Annotated in this window: 16 protein-coding genes; 12 read left to right on the forward strand and 4 right to left on the reverse strand. The window is 66.6% G+C overall.

All coding sequences use genetic code 11. The features are described 5' to 3' along the window. The first annotated feature begins 164 nt into the window (after positions 1-164). Positions 165-383, forward strand: a complete 219-nt coding sequence (locus ABD687_RS17925; RefSeq protein ID WP_302262877.1) for a hypothetical protein — start codon at positions 165-167, stop codon at positions 381-383. Between the two features lie 64 nt (positions 384-447). After that, the gene (locus ABD687_RS17930) at positions 448-1,128 is read left to right on the forward strand and encodes a CE1759 family FMN reductase (RefSeq protein ID WP_264268362.1); all 681 of its coding nucleotides are present in this window, start codon (positions 448-450) and stop codon (positions 1,126-1,128) included. 16 nt (positions 1,129-1,144) lie between these two features. On the opposite strand, the gene ABD687_RS17935 is transcribed toward ABD687_RS17930, so the two are convergent. Continuing rightward, entirely contained in the window at positions 1,145-2,350 is a 1,206-nt protein-coding gene (locus tag ABD687_RS17935; RefSeq protein ID WP_302262876.1) for a MalY/PatB family protein, read from the reverse strand. Positions 2,351-2,526: 176 nt separating this feature from the next. Here ABD687_RS17935 and ABD687_RS17940 point away from each other — a divergent pair, with 176 nt between their 5' ends. The 5 genes from ABD687_RS17940 (at position 2,527) to ABD687_RS17960 (ending at position 7,136) form a co-directional block, all read left to right on the forward strand. Continuing rightward, a complete protein-coding gene (locus tag ABD687_RS17940) occupies positions 2,527-3,027 on the forward strand; it encodes a DUF6328 family protein (protein WP_264268360.1) in 501 nt (166 codons plus the stop codon). A 204-nt stretch (positions 3,028-3,231) separates the two neighbouring features. Further along, positions 3,232-4,017, forward strand: a complete 786-nt coding sequence (gene hpaH / locus ABD687_RS17945; protein WP_302262875.1) for a 2-oxo-hept-4-ene-1,7-dioate hydratase — start codon at positions 3,232-3,234, stop codon at positions 4,015-4,017. Beyond that, positions 4,002-4,817: an aldolase/citrate lyase family protein gene (locus ABD687_RS17950; RefSeq protein WP_302262874.1), complete on the forward strand. Its 816-nt coding sequence runs from the start codon at positions 4,002-4,004 to the stop codon at positions 4,815-4,817. Before hpaH ends, ABD687_RS17950 begins: the two co-directional genes overlap by 16 nt. Before the next feature lie 179 nt (positions 4,818-4,996). After that, positions 4,997-5,743, forward strand: coding sequence for a sulfite exporter TauE/SafE family protein (locus ABD687_RS17955; protein WP_302262873.1), 747 nt, complete (start codon positions 4,997-4,999; stop codon positions 5,741-5,743). A gap of 64 nt (positions 5,744-5,807) precedes the next feature. After that, positions 5,808-7,136, forward strand: coding sequence for a cell division protein PerM (locus tag ABD687_RS17960; RefSeq protein ID WP_302262872.1), 1,329 nt, complete (start codon positions 5,808-5,810; stop codon positions 7,134-7,136). Here the strand turns inward: ABD687_RS17960 and ABD687_RS17965 are convergent. Further along, complete coding sequence (locus ABD687_RS17965) at positions 7,133-7,672, reverse strand: DinB family protein (protein WP_302262871.1); 540 nt, start codon at positions 7,670-7,672, stop codon at positions 7,133-7,135. The two genes, ABD687_RS17960 and ABD687_RS17965, sit on opposite strands and share 4 nt — an antisense overlap. Positions 7,673-7,683: 11 nt before the next feature. After that, positions 7,684-8,076, reverse strand: coding sequence for a hypothetical protein (locus ABD687_RS17970; protein WP_302262870.1), 393 nt, complete (start codon positions 8,074-8,076; stop codon positions 7,684-7,686). A 144-nt stretch (positions 8,077-8,220) separates the two neighbouring features. Here ABD687_RS17970 and ABD687_RS17975 point away from each other — a divergent pair, with 144 nt between their 5' ends. Genes ABD687_RS17975 through purN form a run of 5 tightly spaced genes read left to right on the forward strand, consistent with a single transcriptional unit; the run spans position 8,221 to position 13,921 of the window. Then, positions 8,221-9,747: an ABC transporter substrate-binding protein gene (locus tag ABD687_RS17975; RefSeq protein WP_310289254.1), complete on the forward strand. Its 1,527-nt coding sequence runs from the start codon at positions 8,221-8,223 to the stop codon at positions 9,745-9,747. A 17-nt stretch (positions 9,748-9,764) separates the two neighbouring features. Then, the gene (locus ABD687_RS17980; RefSeq protein WP_302262868.1) at positions 9,765-10,715 is read left to right on the forward strand and encodes an ABC transporter permease; all 951 of its coding nucleotides are present in this window, start codon (positions 9,765-9,767) and stop codon (positions 10,713-10,715) included. 20 nt (positions 10,716-10,735) lie between these two features. Continuing rightward, positions 10,736-11,605: an ABC transporter permease gene (locus tag ABD687_RS17985; RefSeq protein ID WP_377700317.1), complete on the forward strand. Its 870-nt coding sequence runs from the start codon at positions 10,736-10,738 to the stop codon at positions 11,603-11,605. Next, positions 11,602-13,341 carry a dipeptide ABC transporter ATP-binding protein gene (locus tag ABD687_RS17990; RefSeq protein WP_310289251.1) on the forward strand — a complete coding sequence of 580 codons (1,740 nt, stop codon included), beginning with the start codon at positions 11,602-11,604 and terminating at the stop codon, positions 13,339-13,341. The genes ABD687_RS17985 and ABD687_RS17990 overlap by 4 nt, the downstream gene beginning before the upstream one ends. A 10-nt stretch (positions 13,342-13,351) precedes the next feature. Beyond that, positions 13,352-13,921, forward strand: a complete 570-nt coding sequence (gene purN / locus ABD687_RS17995; protein WP_302262866.1) for a phosphoribosylglycinamide formyltransferase — start codon at positions 13,352-13,354, stop codon at positions 13,919-13,921. A 16-nt stretch (positions 13,922-13,937) separates the two neighbouring features. Here purN and ABD687_RS18000 read toward each other — a convergent pair whose 3' ends face one another. Further along, complete coding sequence (locus ABD687_RS18000) at positions 13,938-16,970, reverse strand: alpha-mannosidase (protein WP_310289248.1); 3,033 nt, start codon at positions 16,968-16,970, stop codon at positions 13,938-13,940. Positions 16,971-17,151: the final 181 nt, after the last annotated feature.

Below are 17,151 nucleotides of genomic sequence, written 5' to 3' on the forward strand. Positions count from 1 at the left end.
TTCGTGTGTCCGGCCGGCAAGGCGATATTCGTTGGTTCGGCAGTGCGTTCCGGCCAAAGGTGTTTCCTTCGTCTTCTGCATGGCGCCTATTCCCGCGGTACCGTTGAAGTCATGGTGAACCCGGCATTTCGGCCGTTGCCACCGAGATGAACCAGGGAGGCTTCATGCTGTATCGCGTGATCTGGATGACCGTCGCCGTGGTGCTTGCAGTCATGGGTATTTCGCTCCGGTCCGACGCACCGATCGCTGCATTCGGCGCAGGCGCAATTGCCGCCTACTGCCTGGTTGGGGCCATCCGCGGACGTTGCCTTGGCGGTATCTGCATGCCGACGGCGGCGACCGACGAAAACGTTCCCAAAAAAGAAGAGGCCGGCCGGGAATGAATTCACGACCCTCGTGGTTTTACATGCAAAGACATGTATTTCACGAGAGGGAGCCACACACGTCATGAGCCAAAACATCGTAGTCATCTCCGGCGGACTGGGCACACCGTCAACCTCCGGCCTGCTGGGACGCCAGCTCGGCGAATCCGCCGTCAAGGAACTTGCGGCGATGGGCATCCAGGCCGACCTGACGGTGCTTGAGCTGCGCGACTACGCCGCTGACATCACCAACAACCTGCTCACCGGCTACGCACCGCCGCGCCTGGCCGAGGCCATCGAAGCGGTACGAAACGCCGCCGGACTGATCGCTGTCTCTCCGGTCTTCACCGCATCGGTCTCCGGGCTCTTCAAGTCGTTCATCGATGTACTGGATCCCACCTCGCTCGATGACAAGCCCATGATCCTGGCCGCCACGGGTGGAAGTGCACGGCACAACCTGGTGGTCGACTACGCAATGCGTCCGATCTTCGCCTACCTGCGGGCGCGGATCATGCCCACGGCCATCTTTGCCTCACCCGAGGACTGGGGAGCGGACCAGGGCCACGGTGCGCTGGCCGAACGCGAGCGCCGCGCCGGGACCGAGCTGGCCCAGGCCATTGCCGGACCCAACGGGACCGCAGCGCGGACCCAGGACCTGGGCGACACCCGTTCCATCGCACCACGCGTGAGCGAAACCGCAAATCCGCGGGACAACATGACCTCGCTGCCGTTCGAGCAGCTGCTGGCCAACATCCAGAAGGGCTAGTTGGAGCCGCCCGAGGTCACTGGGCAAACTCCGGGTCGGTGACGTCCTTGTTGTCGCAGCCGTCGACCGCGGCCCCCATGCGGTGGATCATTCCGCCCAGCACCGGCCGCGGGGTGGCAAAGTTCAGCCGTACGAAGCCCTTGCCGCCGCTGCCGCAGGCAGTGCCGTTGATCAAAGCGACCTGGGCTTCCTTGAGGAAGAACTGGGCGGGCCCCGGGTCCAGGGCGAGCCGGGAAACATCCAGCCACGCGAGGTAGGTCCCCTGCGGGGGAAGGTAGCGGACCTGGGGCAGGTGTTCCTGGATGATGTCCAAGAGCAGCATTCGCGACTCATCAAGGTATCCGATGACCCCGTCGAGCCAGCCCGTGCCGGTGCGGTAGGCAGCCGTTGTCGCCGCCAGCCCCACATTGGCTGCGCCGTGTTCGGCTACCCCGCCCACCCGCTCCCAGGCGATTCGGTCGGCGTCGTTGGTCAGGACCAGCTGGGCACACTTGAGCCCCGGGAGGTTGAAGGCCTTCGTGGCTGCAACCGACGTGACGGAGTGCGCCGCGGCCGCGGGCGAAACGGTGGCATAGGGAACGTGGGAGGCGCCGTCAAAAACAAGTGGCGAATGGACCTCGTCCACGAAGACCCTCGATCCGGAGGCTTCGACCAGCTCGGAGATCGCGAGCAGCTCCTCGCGCGAATAGACCTTGCCGATCGGGTTGTGCGGATTCACCAGGACCAGCAGGGCGCCGCCTGCCAATGCCTGCTTCAGGGCGTTCCAGTCGATCTCCCATCCGCTTTGCGTGGGAACCATGGCCACTTCGATGGAATCCCGCCCAAAACGCTCCGCGGTGGAGATGAAGGGCATGTACGCGGGGGTCAAAAGGACCAGGGGAGCGTCTGGACGGTGCCTCGGGGAAAAATGCATGATGGCGGCGTCAAGCGCCGTCATCACGGAGCTCATGGGCCGCACCTGGTCGGGGTCGATCTTCCACTCGAACCTGTTCTCCAGCCATCCGGCCGTGGCCTGCTGCATGTCGTGGACCAATTGGGTCGGTGCGTAGCCGATCAGGCCGTTGACCAACGTTTCCTGTGCCGCCGCGATGACGCCCGGGGCCGTCCCGAAATCCATTTCGGCCACCCATGCACCAAGCGATCCGCGGTATTCGGACCACTTCAGCGATCCGGTCCGACGCAATTGGTCGACGGTCAAAAGGTCGAAGGGGTGGGCACTCATTTAGCCAGCTTAGACTCCTTCGGGAACGAAAGACCCTGCCGTTTTTTATTTCTTCTGCCCAAGTCGCTTGTTCTTCGGTAGGTTGGCTAGTGAAGCAGGATGTCAGCAGGATCCGACCCGAATTCCTTGGGTTCCCCCAAGCCTCGGTCTGTGGGTGGTTGCCGGAAGGGAGCGCAATGGACGGGCGCAATGAGCGCAATGAGAGTGTCGAGGAGCGGCTGGACCGGAACTGGAACGAGCTCATGCAGGAGCTGCGCGTCATGCAGACCGGTGCGCAAATCCTTGCCGCATTCCTGGTGGTCTTGCCCTTCCAAGCGGGGTTCACGTCGCTGGAGCAGGCGGACAGGAGATTCTATTTGGTCCTGCTGGTGTTCTCCGCGCTGCTGATCGTCCTGCTGGTTACGCCGGTTGCCGTGCACCGGCACCTCTTTGGCCAACGCGTCAAGATCACCACCGTGCACATGGGCCACGTCATTTCGAAGTTGGTGGTCATCGGCGTGGGGGTCCTGGTGGCCGGGTGCGTGTGGTTCGTGGTCCAGGTCCTGTATGGCTGGGCATTGGGTGCCCTCATTGGCGGACTCGTCATGCTTGCGGTGGTTTTCCTGTTGGTGGTCCTGCCACGGATCATCAAGCCAACGTCGTCGATCCCGCTCCCGCCGGCCCCCGGCATCGAGTAGCGCACGGCATGGGCGGTTCGGCCTCGGCTCGCCAGGCGCAGGAATGCCTTGGGCACTTCAGGGCGGCACGGACACAAAGGACGCCTGAATGTGACCCCGGTGACGTATTGGCTACCATGTTCAAGGTGTGAGCCTGTGACCACAAGATGTGGTCGGGTGACCACGGGACGTGCATCCAGAACTTCAGAAGGGGCCCAGGCCAGCATGCTCAACGATGAGACCATCACCCGGATAGCCGATGAACTCGTGCAGGCGGGCCACGGCCGCGTGCCGGTCAAGCGCCTGACCGCCCGCTTCCCCGAAATGACGGTGGAGGACTCCTACCGGGTCCAGAACCTCTGGCGCCAGCGCTCCGAGGCCAACGGCCGCATCCTTGCGGGCCGCAAGATCGGACTGACCTCCCGCGCCATGCAAATGGCCACGGGCATCACCGAGCCGGACTACGGCATCATCTTCGATGACATGGTGCTTGACTCGGGCTGCACCATCGAGTGGGACAAGTACACCCACCCGCGCGTCGAAATGGAACTGGCGTTCAAGCTCAACAAGGACGTCGAGGGACCCAACGCCAACATTTTCGATGTGCTCAACGCGACCGAATACGTCATTCCCGCGCTGGAAATCCTGGATTCGCGCATTGAGATGGAGGGCCGCACCATTGTCGACACCATCTCCGACAACGCGGCCATGGGCACCATGGTCATCGGCGGGAACCCGATGAAGCCCTCGGACATCGACCTGCGCTGGGTCTCGGGCATCCTGTTCAAGAACCAGGTCGTCGAGGAGACCGGCGTCGCCGCCGGCGTGTTGAACCATCCGGCCGCCGGCGTCTATTGGTTGGCGAACAAGATCGCCGCCCACGGCGACAAGCTCAACGCGGGGGAGATCATCCTGGCCGGTTCCTTCACCCGCCCCATGTGGGTGGACAAGGGCGACACCGTCTTTGCCGACTACGGACGAATGGGAACCGTGACATGCCATTTCTTGTAGAACCCGACCAGTCCCTCAAGGACGCACTGCGCCAGGCCGACCACGCGCTGGCGGGCATTTGGGTATGCTCCGGCTCCCCGCTGGTGGCGGAGATCTGCGCCGGTGCCGGCTTCGACTGGATCTTCATCGACGCCGAGCACTCGCCCAACGGTCTTGAGTCCATCTTGGGACAGCTGCAGGCGGTGCGTGGATACCCTGTCGTGCCGGTGGTTCGCCCGCCGGTCAACGACACCGTTCTCATCAAGCAGTACCTGGACCTGGGCGTGCAGTCGCTGATCATCCCCATGGTCAACAACGCCGACGACGCCCGCGCAGCAGTGGCCGCCTGCCACTACCCGCCCATGGGCGTGCGCGGGGTAGGTTCGGCGTTGGCGCGTTCGGCCCGCTGGAATCGCATCCCCGACTACCTGACGCGCGCGAGCGAGTCCCTGACGCTGATGGTGCAGATCGAATCGGCCGAGGCGGTGGCCAACGTCGAGGAGATCGTGGCCACCGACGGCGTGGACGGCATCTTCATCGGCCCCTCCGACCTGGCCGCCTCGATGGGCGTGATCGGGCAGCAGGACCACCCGGACGTCGTCGCCGCCGTGGAGACGGCCATCGCCGCAGGCAAAGCGGCAGGCAAGTACGTCGGTGTCAATGCTTTCGCCGAAGCGCCCGCCAAGCGCTACATCGAGCTCGGCGCGCACTACGTGGGCGTCGGTGCCGACGTGGCACTGTTGGCCCGCGGCAGCGAGGCGCTGGCAGCCAAGTTCGTCTCCGGCGCCGAACGCCAGGCCGGGGCTCCCGCCAGCTACTGAGTTCCGAGCCCACGGGCAGCACGCGGCTTCCGGAGGAATCCTTCCTTTCGGAAGCCGCGCTTTTGTGTCTCCGCCGCGGTGCCGGCGGCAGTCGGCGGTGCCAGTGCGGGATCGCCCGGCACACCGCCGCCTGTCGACCTTGGAATGACCTCGGCCCAATAGGCGATAGGCTCGCTTGAATGGACCTTTCCCTTATTTTTCTCGTGCTTGGCATGGTTGTCGTCGGTGCCATCGCGCAGCGCGTGGCGGGGCTCGGTTTCGCGATGCTTGTTTCCCCGTTCCTGGTCATTGCCCTGGGCGCACACCAGGGGGTGTTCCTGGTGAACATCTGCGGGGTGCTCTCCTCGGCGCTCATCATGCCGCGGGTATGGAAGGACATCGACTGGTCGATGTTCCGCTGGCTGTGCTCCTTCAGCGTCTTCGGCTCGGTGGCCGGCGCCTTGCTCGCCGGAGGGCTGCCGGCGGCCCCGCTGTCGATCGTGGTCGGTGCCGTGGTGTTGGCGGCACTGTTGCTCTCCCTGATCCTGGTGCGAGCCAATGTCACGGTTTCCGGCCAGGTCCCCAAGGGCAGCGCCGGGTTCCTCTCCGGACTCACCAACTCGCTGGCAGGGGTCGGGGGACCTGCGGTGAGTGCCTACGCGGTGCTGGCCCGCTGGCCGCAACGTCCCTTCGCCGCCACCCTCCAGCCCTTCTTCGTGGTGACAGGGCTGGTCACCATCGGCATGAAGTTCATCACCACGCCCGACCAACTTCCCCCGCTGCCGCTGTGGGCCTGGTTCGGGGTCGCCGTGTTCATCTGGGCGGGCGTGCTCATCGGCGAGCAGGTCCAGCGCGTGGTCTCGGACAGGCATGCGCGTTTCTTCGTGTTGTGTTTCGCCTTCTTTGGAGCCATCACCGCCTTGGTCAGCGGTCTGCGCGCCCTGTAGCCCAAGGCCGCCCAATCGCGTCAATCAGGGCAGCGGCGGCACATCGGTGGCACGATTGGAAGCGATGAGTGAGAAGAAAAAGCAACCGCACGCCGCGGCGGCATTGAACGCGGCGCGCCAGCGGCTGAGCACCGGCTGGCCCATGCCGCTATTCCTGCAGGGAGCCTTCGAGTTCATGCAGGCCGCCCTGTTTTCGGCCTTCTTGGTGGTCATCCCGTGGTTCGCCGTGTGGTTCAGCGGCGGTTTTGCCAAGCGCGACATCGAGTCGGTGCTGCAGATGGGCGGGCAGATCTGGTTGCTGATCCATGCCGTCCCGCTGCACCTCCTGCAGGTGGGCACCGGTGCCGACCCCACCCAGGGGTCCGGCGTGCTGAACTTCATTCCGCTGGGTCTCACGCTCATCCCGTTTGGCCTGTGCTGGCGGGCAGGGCGCCGCATTGCCCGGGCTTCCTACACCGACTCGTTGTGGCAGGGCATCCTCGGGGCGCTGGGCGTCTACCTGCTCTGCGGCCTGTTCACCGGTTTCCTGGTCAACAACGAAGAGGCCACCGTCTCGCTCCTGGCGGCCACGCTCATTCCGCTGGTCCCTGCCGGGGCCGGGGTCATCATCGGCGCCCGCCGCGAGGCAGGTTCCTGGGGCCGGTTGATCGGCTTCGACGCCGCGGCCTGGATCTCCAAGGCATCCCAGCATTCGCGCTGGGCGGGATCCTACGTGTGGGCGGTGCTCTGCGGCGGAACCCTGGCCTACCTGCTCGCCTTTGCCCTGGCCTCCCTGCTGCTGGCCGTCAACCTGGCAGTGCACTGGGTGGATGTCTCGAACGTCTACCAACAGTTGCGGCCCGGTCCCATTGGCTCGGCCGTGCTGACGCTGGGCCAGCTGGGGATCATGCCCAACCTTGCACTGTGGACCCTGGCGTGGATCACCGGCGGCGGGATCACCCTGGGCGTGGGAAGCACGCTGTCCACCCTGGAAACCACCGTGGGCCCGCTGCCCGCGGTGCCGGTGCTGGCCGCACTTCCCTCCGGGGACCTTGACTACGCCTGGGCGTTCATGGCGCTTCCGGTGTTCGCCGGGTTCATGGCGGGCTGGTATTTCCTGCGCGTGGGCGAGAACCACCTAGACGACTGGGTGTCGTTGCGGATCCGTTCCCGCTGGTTATCCCTGGGCCTGTCCACCGTGGCCCTGGGCCTTTTCGTCGGCACCTTTGCCGGCGCCCTGTCCCTGGTCGGCTCGTGGCTGGCCGGCGGGTCGCTGGGCATCGGGCGCTTCACCGAGATGGGGCCGGACATCCTGCTCACGGCCGTGCTGCTGGCCGCCCAGGTGGCCCTGGGCACCGCCGTCGGGTACCTGGTGTCCCCGCTGCTCGAGCACGATCCGGTGCTCGACGGCTAGAGCGGCCGCGCGACGCCCAGGTCGTGGTGCAGGTGGTGGGCCGTGTCGTGCCAGGCATATTGGGCCAACGTGGCAGTGGTGAACACCGCCCCATTGGACCGGGTCCCCATTCGCGTCAGCTGCGCGTCGGACAGCGAATCCAGCGCGGCGGCAAAGAGGGACGCGGCCTCCTCCAATCCCCGGGCCACCTCGGCCGCTGGGATCTGCGCGTAGGCACCGCGCACCGCCGCCGCGTCCTGGTCCCAGTCCGGAAACGTCGGGGAGTCGGTTTCCAGCATCATGGCCAACCGGCCGTTCATCACCTGGAGCATCTCGCCCACGTGCGCGCAATACTCGTGCGTGCTCCACACGCCCGGGTCCTTGCGCACCGTCGCATCCGGTGCAGCCAGGGCGGCTGTGAAACGCGGGACGGAGTCGCGCAACAGCGCCGCGACCTGCCCGGGGTGCAGTGCCCGCACATCGATCCCGCATTCGTCGCACACTTCGCTCAGCACGACGGTCCAGTCCTTGGTGTCGGGGGTGGGCTGCTCGTCCATGGGGAAACTCCTCATCTCGCCGGGTCCAACTCGTTCCTGAAATCCTGCGTGCAGGCGGCCTCGGAGCGCAGGGTCAGAGCGTCGGTCCGGCACTGCTGATACTGCAGCGAGGGCCCGAGGAACACCAGTTGCCCGGCCAGCAGCAGGGCAATCAGCCCACAGGCCACCGTCGCCACCGGCACCGCCAGCCTGAGCGCGCCCGCCGCGGGATTGCCAAAGGCCTTCAGGCTGGTCAGCAGGCCCAAGACAAATCCGGCCACGGCGAACGGCAGGCCCGCGAGCCTGAACGGCAACGGCAGGTACCAACCCGCCAGTGTGCAAGCCATGGCAATCAATGTGGCAGCAACCCAGCCGCGCAGCGGGCGCGCGGCATCCGGTGCATCCTGTGGGGTGTTGCCAGCCATGAAACCCACACTAGCCCCGAAGCCGCGTTCGTTACATGGATTAGGTCGCCGTCTGGTGCACTTGCGTACGATAATGGTTAGTCACGGGTGCTTTTTCCGCACCGCGGCAGGCCCACGCCCAGGTACCGAAGGATTGATTCAACGATGCAGGCAACGCAATCGAGCCGACGCAGAAAGACCGTCGCAATGCTCGCCGCCATGCTTGGCACGATGCTCCTGCTCTCTGCCTGCAACGCGGGATCCACCGGCGGGGCGCCGGCCGATCCAGACAGGCTGGTGGTCGCACTAACCGGCGAACCGGTGAACCTGGACTTCACCACCACCGCCGGGGCCGCGATCCCGCAGGCCATGATGTCCAACGTGTACGAGGGGCTGGTGGGCGTTGACCAGACCGGCGCCATCATCCCGCAACTTGCCACCGGCTGGGAAACCAGTGCCGACAACAAGTCCTACACCTTCACCCTGGTGGAAGGCGCCACGTTCTCCAATGGCGCCGCCTTCGACGCCTCCGACGTGAAGTTCTCCATCGAGCGCGTCAAATCCGACGCCTGGCTCAACGGGCTGAAGTCCAAGATGGACGTGGTGGACACAGTCGTGGTCAATTCCCCGACCTCGGTCACGGTGAACCTTGCCCGTCCCTCGCAAGCCTGGCTGTATTCGATGACCACGCTGGTGGGCGCCATGTTCGACCCCTCCGGAGTCGAGGACCTGGCAAACACCCCGGTGGGCACCGGCCCGTACCAGCTCGAGTCCTGGGCGCGCGGGGAATCGATCACGATGTCGGCCCGCCCCGATTACCGGGGTCCGGCCCCGGCCATCGGACATGTCACCCTGCGCTACTTCGCCGATGCGATTGCCACCACCAACGCGCTGTCCTCCGGCGACGTCGACATCATCTACAACATGCAGGCCCCCGAGCTGCTGTCCTCCTTCCAGGCCAATTCCGCCTACCAGGTCATCGAGGGCACCTCCAACGGCGAGATCATCCTGTCGATGAACAACAAGGCCAAGCCCTTTGACGACAAGCGGGTGCGCCAAGCGGTGCTTTACGCCATCGACCGCAAGTCGGTGCGCGACACCGCCTGGAACGGCCTGGGCACCCTGGTCGGCGGGCCGGTGCCGCCCACCGACCCGTACTACGAGGACCTCAACAACCGCTATCCCTTCGACCCGGACAAGGCCCGTGCCCTGTTGAAGGAGGCCGGCGCCGAGAACCTGAAGATCGATTTCACGGTGCCCACCCGTCCCTACGCCACTGCCGTCTCGGAAATCGTCCAGTCCCAGCTGCGCGACGTGGGGATCGACGCGCGGATCCGCAGCGCCGAATTCCCCGCCGTCTGGTTGGATACGGTGTTCAACCGCCACGACTACCAGATGTCGGTGGTGCTGGCCGTGGAGGCCCGCGACGTGCTGACCATGTTCAACAACCCCGACTACTACATCGGCTATGACAACTCGAAGATCAAGGACGAGGCCGCCGCCGCGGATGCGGCAGACGAGTCGAACTACGTGGCTGGGATGCAGAACGTGGTGCGCACCATCGTGGACGACGCGGCGGTGGACACGCTGTTCATCTTCCCCAACGTGTCGGTGGCCAAGGCGGGGATCACCGGCCTGGGCGCCAACTCGGTCACCGAGGCGCTGAACCTCTCCACCATCGCCTGGTCCTAGGCGGGGGCGGTCGAGGAATGCTGGTGCGCATTGCGGGGAACCTGGCCCGCTTCCTGCTGTCGCTGCTGGCCGCCACGATACTGGTCTTCGCCCTGATGCGCGTGCTGCCCGGGGACCCGGCGGTCATCGCCGCCGGACAAAACGCCTCCCCGGAAATTGTCGCCTCCCTTGCCCGCCAATTCGGGACCGACAGGCCGCTGCCCGTGCAGTACTGGGACTGGTTCTCCGGGCTCTGGCGCTGGGACTTCGGGGTGTCCTACGTGACCCGGGCCGACATCTCCCCGCTGGTGGCCGACAAGGTGCAGGTCTCCCTGATCCTGGTCGCCGCCGCCATGGCGCTCGCGCTGGCCATCGCGATCCCCGCCGGCACCATTGCCGCAGTGCGGCATTCGAAGCCTTCCGGCGCGCTGATCTCCGCGCTCAGCCAGCTGGGCATCGCGATCCCCGGCTTCCTGCTGGGCATCGTGCTGGTCTCCTTCTTCGCACTGCGCCTGGGCTGGCTTCCCGCCAACGGGTGGGTGGCACCTGGCACCGACTTCGCCGGGTTCCTGTCCCGGCTGGTGCTGCCGGTCATGGCGCTGGCCGGGGTGCAGTCCGCGATCCTGGTGCGCTACGTAAGATCCGCGGTGCTCGAGGTGATGCACGAGGACTACCTGCGCACCGCGCGGGCCAAGGGCCTGTCCCCGCTGCGCGCGCTGGGGCGGCACGGGCTGCGCAATGCAGCGATCCCGGTGCTCACCGTCACCGGCGTCCAGTTCTCCGCGCTGATCATCGGAGCGGTGGTCATCGAACGGGTCTTCGTGATCCCGGGCCTGGGCTCGATGCTGCTCTCCGCGGTGGGCAACCGCGACCTTTTGACGGTCCAGTCGGTGGTGATGGTGCTGGTGGCCATCACGCTGGTCGTCAACCTGCTGGTGGACGTGCTCTACACCGTCCTTGACCCGCGCATCCGCGCCGCCGTCCGATGAGAACCCCGGAGCCCGAACCCATGCTGCCAGCACCCGTGTCGCCCGAGACCATGAAGCCGGGACCCGTGCGGCCCCGTCCCGTCCCCGCGCTGCTCATCGGCGGGGGGATCGTGGTGCTGATCGCCGCCACCGCACTGCTCTCGCTGGTTTTCACTCCCTTTGACCCGCTGCAGGCCAACCCGCCGGTGCGGCTGCAGGGGCCAAGCGCCGAACACTGGCTGGGCACCGACAACCTGGGCCGTGACCTGCTCTCGCGGATCCTGGTGGGCGCGCGCATCACGCTGCTGGTTGGACTGGTCTCGGTGGGTATCGCGGTGCTCATCGGCACCCCGCTGGGCATCTGGGCAGGCATGCGACGCGGGGCCGTGGAGGAAATCACCATGCGCGCCTCCGACATCCTGCTGGCCTTTCCCGCCCTGCTGTTGGCCATCATGTTCGCCGCGATCTACGGCGCCTCCACCGTCTCGGCGATGGCGGCGATCGGCCTGGCCTCCGTGCCCGGCTTCGCCCGGGTGGCCCGGGCCGGGACGCTGCAGGTGATGAACGCCGAATACGTGCTCGCCGCCCGCGCCGCCGCGCAGCGTCCCCTGCGCATCGCCAGGCGCCACGTGCTGCCCAACATCACCGGGATGTTGCTGATCCAGTGCTCGGTGACCTTCGCCCTGGCCGTGCTGGCGGAAGCCGCGCTGTCCTTCCTGGGCCTTGGCACGCCCCCGCCGGTTCCCTCCTGGGGCAGGATGCTGCAGGAGTCCCAGCAATACTGGGGCACGTTCCCGCTGATGGCGCTGTGGCCGGGGGCGGCGATTGCGGTGGCGGTGATGGGCTTCAACCTGCTCGGGGACGGGCTGCGCGATGCCCTGGATCCCAAACTGGGACGGGGCAAGGCGTGAGCGGGCACCTCGAACCGGAAACCGGGAACCTGCTGGAGGTCACCGACCTGTCCGTTTCCGCCGGCAGCCGGGCACTGGTCTCCTCGCTGTCTTTCTCCATGGTCGCCGGCGAGCGCATCGGGCTAATCGGCGAGTCCGGGTCCGGCAAGTCGCTGACCGCCACGGCGCTGCTGGGCCTGCTGCCGGAGGAGCTCACCGTTTCCGGTGCCGCGCACCTGCACGGGTTCGCACCCAACCTGCTCACCGCGGACGACAGATCGATGCAGGGGTTGCGCGGGGATGAGATCTCGATGGTCTTCCAGGAGCCGCTTTCTGCGCTGAACCCGCTGATGAAAATCGGCGCCCAGGTCGCCGAGGTGATGCTCCAGCACCGCACGGTGCCGAACCGCGCCGCCGCCCGCCGGCGCGCCGTCGAACTCTTGGCCTCGGTGAAGATCCCGGATCCCTCCCAGGCGGCCGGCGCCTACCCGCACCAGCTCTCCGGCGGACAGCGCCAACGCGTCATGGTCGCCATGGCCCTGGCCAACGACCCGCAGCTGCTGCTGGCCGACGAGCCGACCACGGCGTTGGATGTCACGGTGCAGTCCCAGGTGCTCGAGCTCATCTCCGCCCAGGTGCGCGAGCGCGGCACCGGGCTGCTGTTCATCACCCACGACCTGGCCGTGGTGGCGAACGTATGCACCCGGGTGCTGGTGCTCAACAAGGGGCACCTGGTCGAATCCGGGGAGATTGACCGGATTTTCTCCGCACCCGAGCATCCCTACACCCGCGCACTGTTGGCGGCGAGCGACCTGTCGGCCACCGATGCGCGCGGACGCCTGTTCACCGTGGACACCGCGGCAAGCTACGTGCCGCCGGCGCTGCGCGAGGCACCGCCGGCGTCGACTCCGGACCCGCACCCGGCCCTCGCCGACCCAAAGCCCGGTCCCGCACTGATCACCGCGACGGGGCTGGGCCGCACCTACCACCGTGCCCGCACCACGGCCTTCGGCCCGCGCCCCGTGGTCAATGCCCTGGTCGATGTCAGCTTCACCGTGGCGGCCGGGGAACGGGTGGGCATCGTGGGGGAGTCCGGCTCGGGCAAGTCCACGCTGCTGCGCATTCTTGCGGGGCTTGACCAACCCACCTCAGGGCAGGCCACCGTCGCCGGGACCCCTGTCGCCGGTGCCCGGGAGGCGGACCTGGCCTCCCTGCGCAGTGCGCTGCAGATCGTCTTCCAGGATCCGCTGGGATCGCTGGACCCGCGGATGCGGGTAGCGGACATCATCGCCGAACCGCTGTTGGTGCCGGGGCGGACACTTGACGCGGCCGGGCGCCTGGCCGAGGTGCACCGGATGCTCGGGCTGGTGGGCCTGGAGGCCGAATCGGCCGGGCGCTACCCGCACCAGTTCTCCGGCGGACAGCGCCAACGCATTTCCATCGCCCGCGCCCTGGTGAACCGCCCGCGGATACTGGTGGCCGACGAGCCGGTCTCGGCGCTGGATGTCTCGGTGCGCGCGCAGGTGCTGAACCTGGTTGCGGACCTGGTCGACGAGTACGCGCTGACGCTGCTGCTGGTCTCCCACGACCTTTCGGTGGTGCGCCACCTCTGCGAGCGGGTGATCGTGATGAAGGACGGGCGCATCGTCGAAGCAGGGGACACCGAGCAGATCTACAACAACCCCGCGCACCCCTACACGGCCCAACTCATTGCCAGCTCCCTTGACCTGTCAGGGGAACTGGCGGCGCCCCACTAAACTTGTACCCATGCGCATCGTAGTTCTTGTCTCCGGCACCGGGTCCAACCTCCAGTCAGTCATCGACGCCGTCGCCGACGGGTCGCTGGAAAACGTGGAAATCGCCGCCGTGGGCGCCGACAAGCACGGCACCTTCGGCGTCGAGCGCTCGGCCGCTGCCGGCATCGAGACCTTCGTGGTGAACTTCAAGGACTTCGCCGAGCGCTCCGACTGGAACCACGCACTGACCGAAAAATGCCTGTCCTACAAACCCGACTACGTGGTGTCCTCGGGCTTCATGCGGATTGTCGGCGAAGAGTTCATCAACGCCTTCGACGGCACCTACATCAACACCCACCCGGCCCTGTTGCCCTCCTTCCCGGGCGCCCACGGGGTCCGCGACGCGCTGGCCTACGGGGTCAAGGTCACCGGCTGCACCGTGCACATCGCCGACGCCGGGGTGGACACCGGACCCATCCTGCGCCAGGAAGCCGTGGCCATCCAGGACGACGACACCGAGGAAACCTTGCACGAGCGCATTAAGGTGATCGAGCGCCGCCTGCTCATCGCCACGCTGGCGGACCTGGCCGCGAAGGCGTAGCCACGCCGGACGGGGGCTAGCCGCCGAGCCGGAAGCGCAAGGTGCGCACCTCGAAGGCCGTCAGTGCGATGGCGACCGAGCCGTCGGTGTGTTCGGCCATCCCGCCGGGACCTTCGATCGGATCCTCCAGCAGGGTGGTCACCGAGGCACACTCCACCGGCCGGTGCACGTTCACGGTGCCGGCGGCCCGGCGCCCCAGGGATTCATAGACGCGCACGACCAAATCGCCCGAGCGGTCACCCGCCAGCTTCACGCTGGAGAGCATGATGCCCGTGCCCTCGACCGTGACCAGCGGATCGAACCCGTGGGCGCCGGTGACCGTGCGTTCGGCGCTGTTCATCAGGGCCCCTGCCTCGGTCGCGGAGGCGATGTCGGCGCCGATGACAAGGCCGTAGCGGTGGCTCTGGAGGCCCTGGTCGGTTTCCGGATCGGGGAAGCGCGGGGCGCGCAGCAGCGAGAGCCGCACATTGGTCGTCACCCCCGCCTCGGTGGAATCCCGGGTGACATCGAAACCGTAGATGGAATCGTTGATGAGCGCCGCGCCGAAGCCGGGCTCCTCGGCCAGCACGAATCGGTGCATCGAGGTCTCGAACTTCGCGCCCTCCCAGCTGGTGTTCACGTGGGTGACGCGCTTTTGGTAGCCGAACTGGGTTTCGGCGATGGTGTGCTCCGCGCGGATGTCGAGTGGGAAGGCGACCTTCAGGAACTTCTCTGTCTCGTGCCAGTCAGTGGCCTGCTCGATCTGCAGTACCCGCGAACCCGGTGCCAGGGTCAAATCCTGGCGCAGGGTCGAGGCGGAAAAACTGCGCTCAACGACCACGCGCGCAGTACCGTCGGCATCGGTGGCCAGCGTGATCGCATCCAGTTCGCGCAGGTCGGTGACCTGGTTGCGGTAGTACTTGTCCACGTCCCAGGCGTCCCACTTGTTCGGGAAGTCCTGGTGCAGCTGCATCAGGTTCGCGTCCTTGCCGGCGGCAATGGTCTCGCGGCCGCTGAGGTGGTCTATCGCGGAGGTGATCAGTCCCTCGCGCGAAATCGCGACGGTGACCAGCTCGTTGGTGAGCACGAAGCCCTCCGGGGACTCTGTGGCCGTCACGGTGTCGGTGACGGGCGCCAGATCGGCAACTGCCGCCCCGGCGCCGGTGCGCACGCCCGAGCGGGTGAACGGAGCCGCGTTGAGGGTGATCGGGGTGTCGCCGGTGCCCACCAGCGCTGCCTGTGCCGCGGCAATGATGGCTTCGGCGCGCTGGGTCACCGTGGCGTACTCGGCCACGACCTCGCGGTGGACCCACGCGATGGAGGTGCCCGGCAGGATGTCGTGGAACTGGTGGAGCAGAACCTGCTTCCACAATGCGTCGATTTCGGCATACGGGTATGCAAAGCGGGAGGACACGGCTGCTGTTGCCGACCACAGCTCGGCCTCCACCAGCAGCAGTTCGGTGCGGCGGTTGCCCTGCTTGGTCCGGTGCTGGGAGGTAAGCGTTGCACGGTGTAGCTCCAGGTAGAGCTCGCCCACCCACACCGGAGGGTTCTCCAACTCGGCCTTGGCGCGGGCGAAGAACGCGTCGGGATGCTCCCACCTCACGGTGGGGCTTCCCTCGAGGTCGGCAAGGCGGCGTGCCTTGCCGGTCATCTCGCGGGTGGTGCCGCCGCCGCCGTCTCCCCAACCCACCGGGGCTATCGATCCGGTCGCGTGGCGGGACTCGCGGAACTGGCGCGCGGCACGGGCCACCTCTTCGCCCGAAAGCTGCGCGTTGTAGGTGTCCATGGGCGGGAAGTGGCTGAACACGCGCGAGCCATCGATACCTTCCCAGAGGAAGCTGTGGTGCGGGAACGTGTTCTGCTGGTTCCAGGAGATCTTCTGGGTGAAGAACCACTCGAAGCCGGCACGGCGCATCAGCTGCGGCAGGGCGGGGGAGTAGCCAAAGGAGTCCGGCAGCCACACGCCGGCGCAGGTGACGCCGAATTCCTCGCGGAAGAACTTCTGGCCGTAGTGGAACTGGCGCACCAGGGACTCGCCGGAAGGCATGACGGTGTCGGACTCGACCCACATGCCGCCCAGGGGAAGGAAGCGGCCGGATGCCACTGCCTCCTTGACCTTGTCGTAGACCTCCGGGCGGTGTTCCTTGAGCCAGGCGTACTGCTGCGCGCTGGACATGCCGTAGAGGAAATCCTTGTCCATGCCGAGCATTTCCACCATGGAGGAGCAAGTGCGGGCGACTTTGCGGATGGTCTCGCGCACCGGCCACAACCAGGCCGAATCGATGTGGGAGTGTCCCACCGCGGAAATGTGGTGGGCGCTCTCATCGGCGCGTCTGGAAAGCACTTCCACCAGTTCGGTGCGGGCATCCGGCGCGGTTTCGGTGATGTGCTGCAGGTCGAGCCCATCCAATGCTTTGTCCATGGCCTGCAGGATGCGCATCCGGCGCGGACCCTGGGGCAATTCGGCCTGGAGCTCGAGCAGCACCTCAAGGTCCAGGGCAAGCTCGTGGACCTCCGGCTCGAAGATCGCCAGGTCCATGCGACCGGTGGCGTAGATCTTCCGCGAGGACGAGGTCCGGATGTCGCCTTCGGCGGTGGGCTGGAACGGGTGGTGGCCAAGCAGCACCGGGTTGGCTGCGGCTTCGATGAAGTACTCGACGGACTCTTCGCCCGCGGCGGGATCCGCGACGGGGATCCACTGGTTGCGCGGATTGATCGCTTTCACGGTGGTGCCGTTCCCGCGGTAGACCAGCCCCTCGCACTGGAAACCCGTCAGGGTCTGGTCGAAGCCAAGGTCGACCAGGGCCTCGACGCGCTTGCCCGCCCAAGAGGAGGGAACCGTTCCGCGCAGGCGGAACCAGGTGGTTCCCCAGGCTGCGCCCCAGGGAGTGCCGACCTGATAATCGGTGTACTCCAGGCCCAGGGCGTCCGCCGGCGCGATGGGCTCGCCCGGAAGCTGAAACCAGCCAACGTCAAGCGGGATCAAAACCGGGTGGATGGCCGGGCGGATGCGTTCCTCGAGGACTCGCTTGACGCGTCCAAGGGTCAACGGAATGTCATCATGCATGGATGCCTTTCGCCGGGCTTTGGCCCTTGATGAATCCTTGCTCGGAAAAAGCGGTGTGGGGCATTGGCCGGCGCTTCGCAGCCCAATTGAGACTGCGGGCTCCGACGTCCTGCGGCCTCATCTTGTGATGCCGCAGACTTCGCGGAAATTCGGGGAGTTGACCTATGAATCCAGACTAACC

Origin of the sequence: Paeniglutamicibacter sulfureus, from assembly GCF_039535115.1 — a bacterium.
Classification (GTDB): Bacteria; Actinomycetota; Actinomycetes; order Actinomycetales; family Micrococcaceae; genus Paeniglutamicibacter; species Paeniglutamicibacter sulfureus.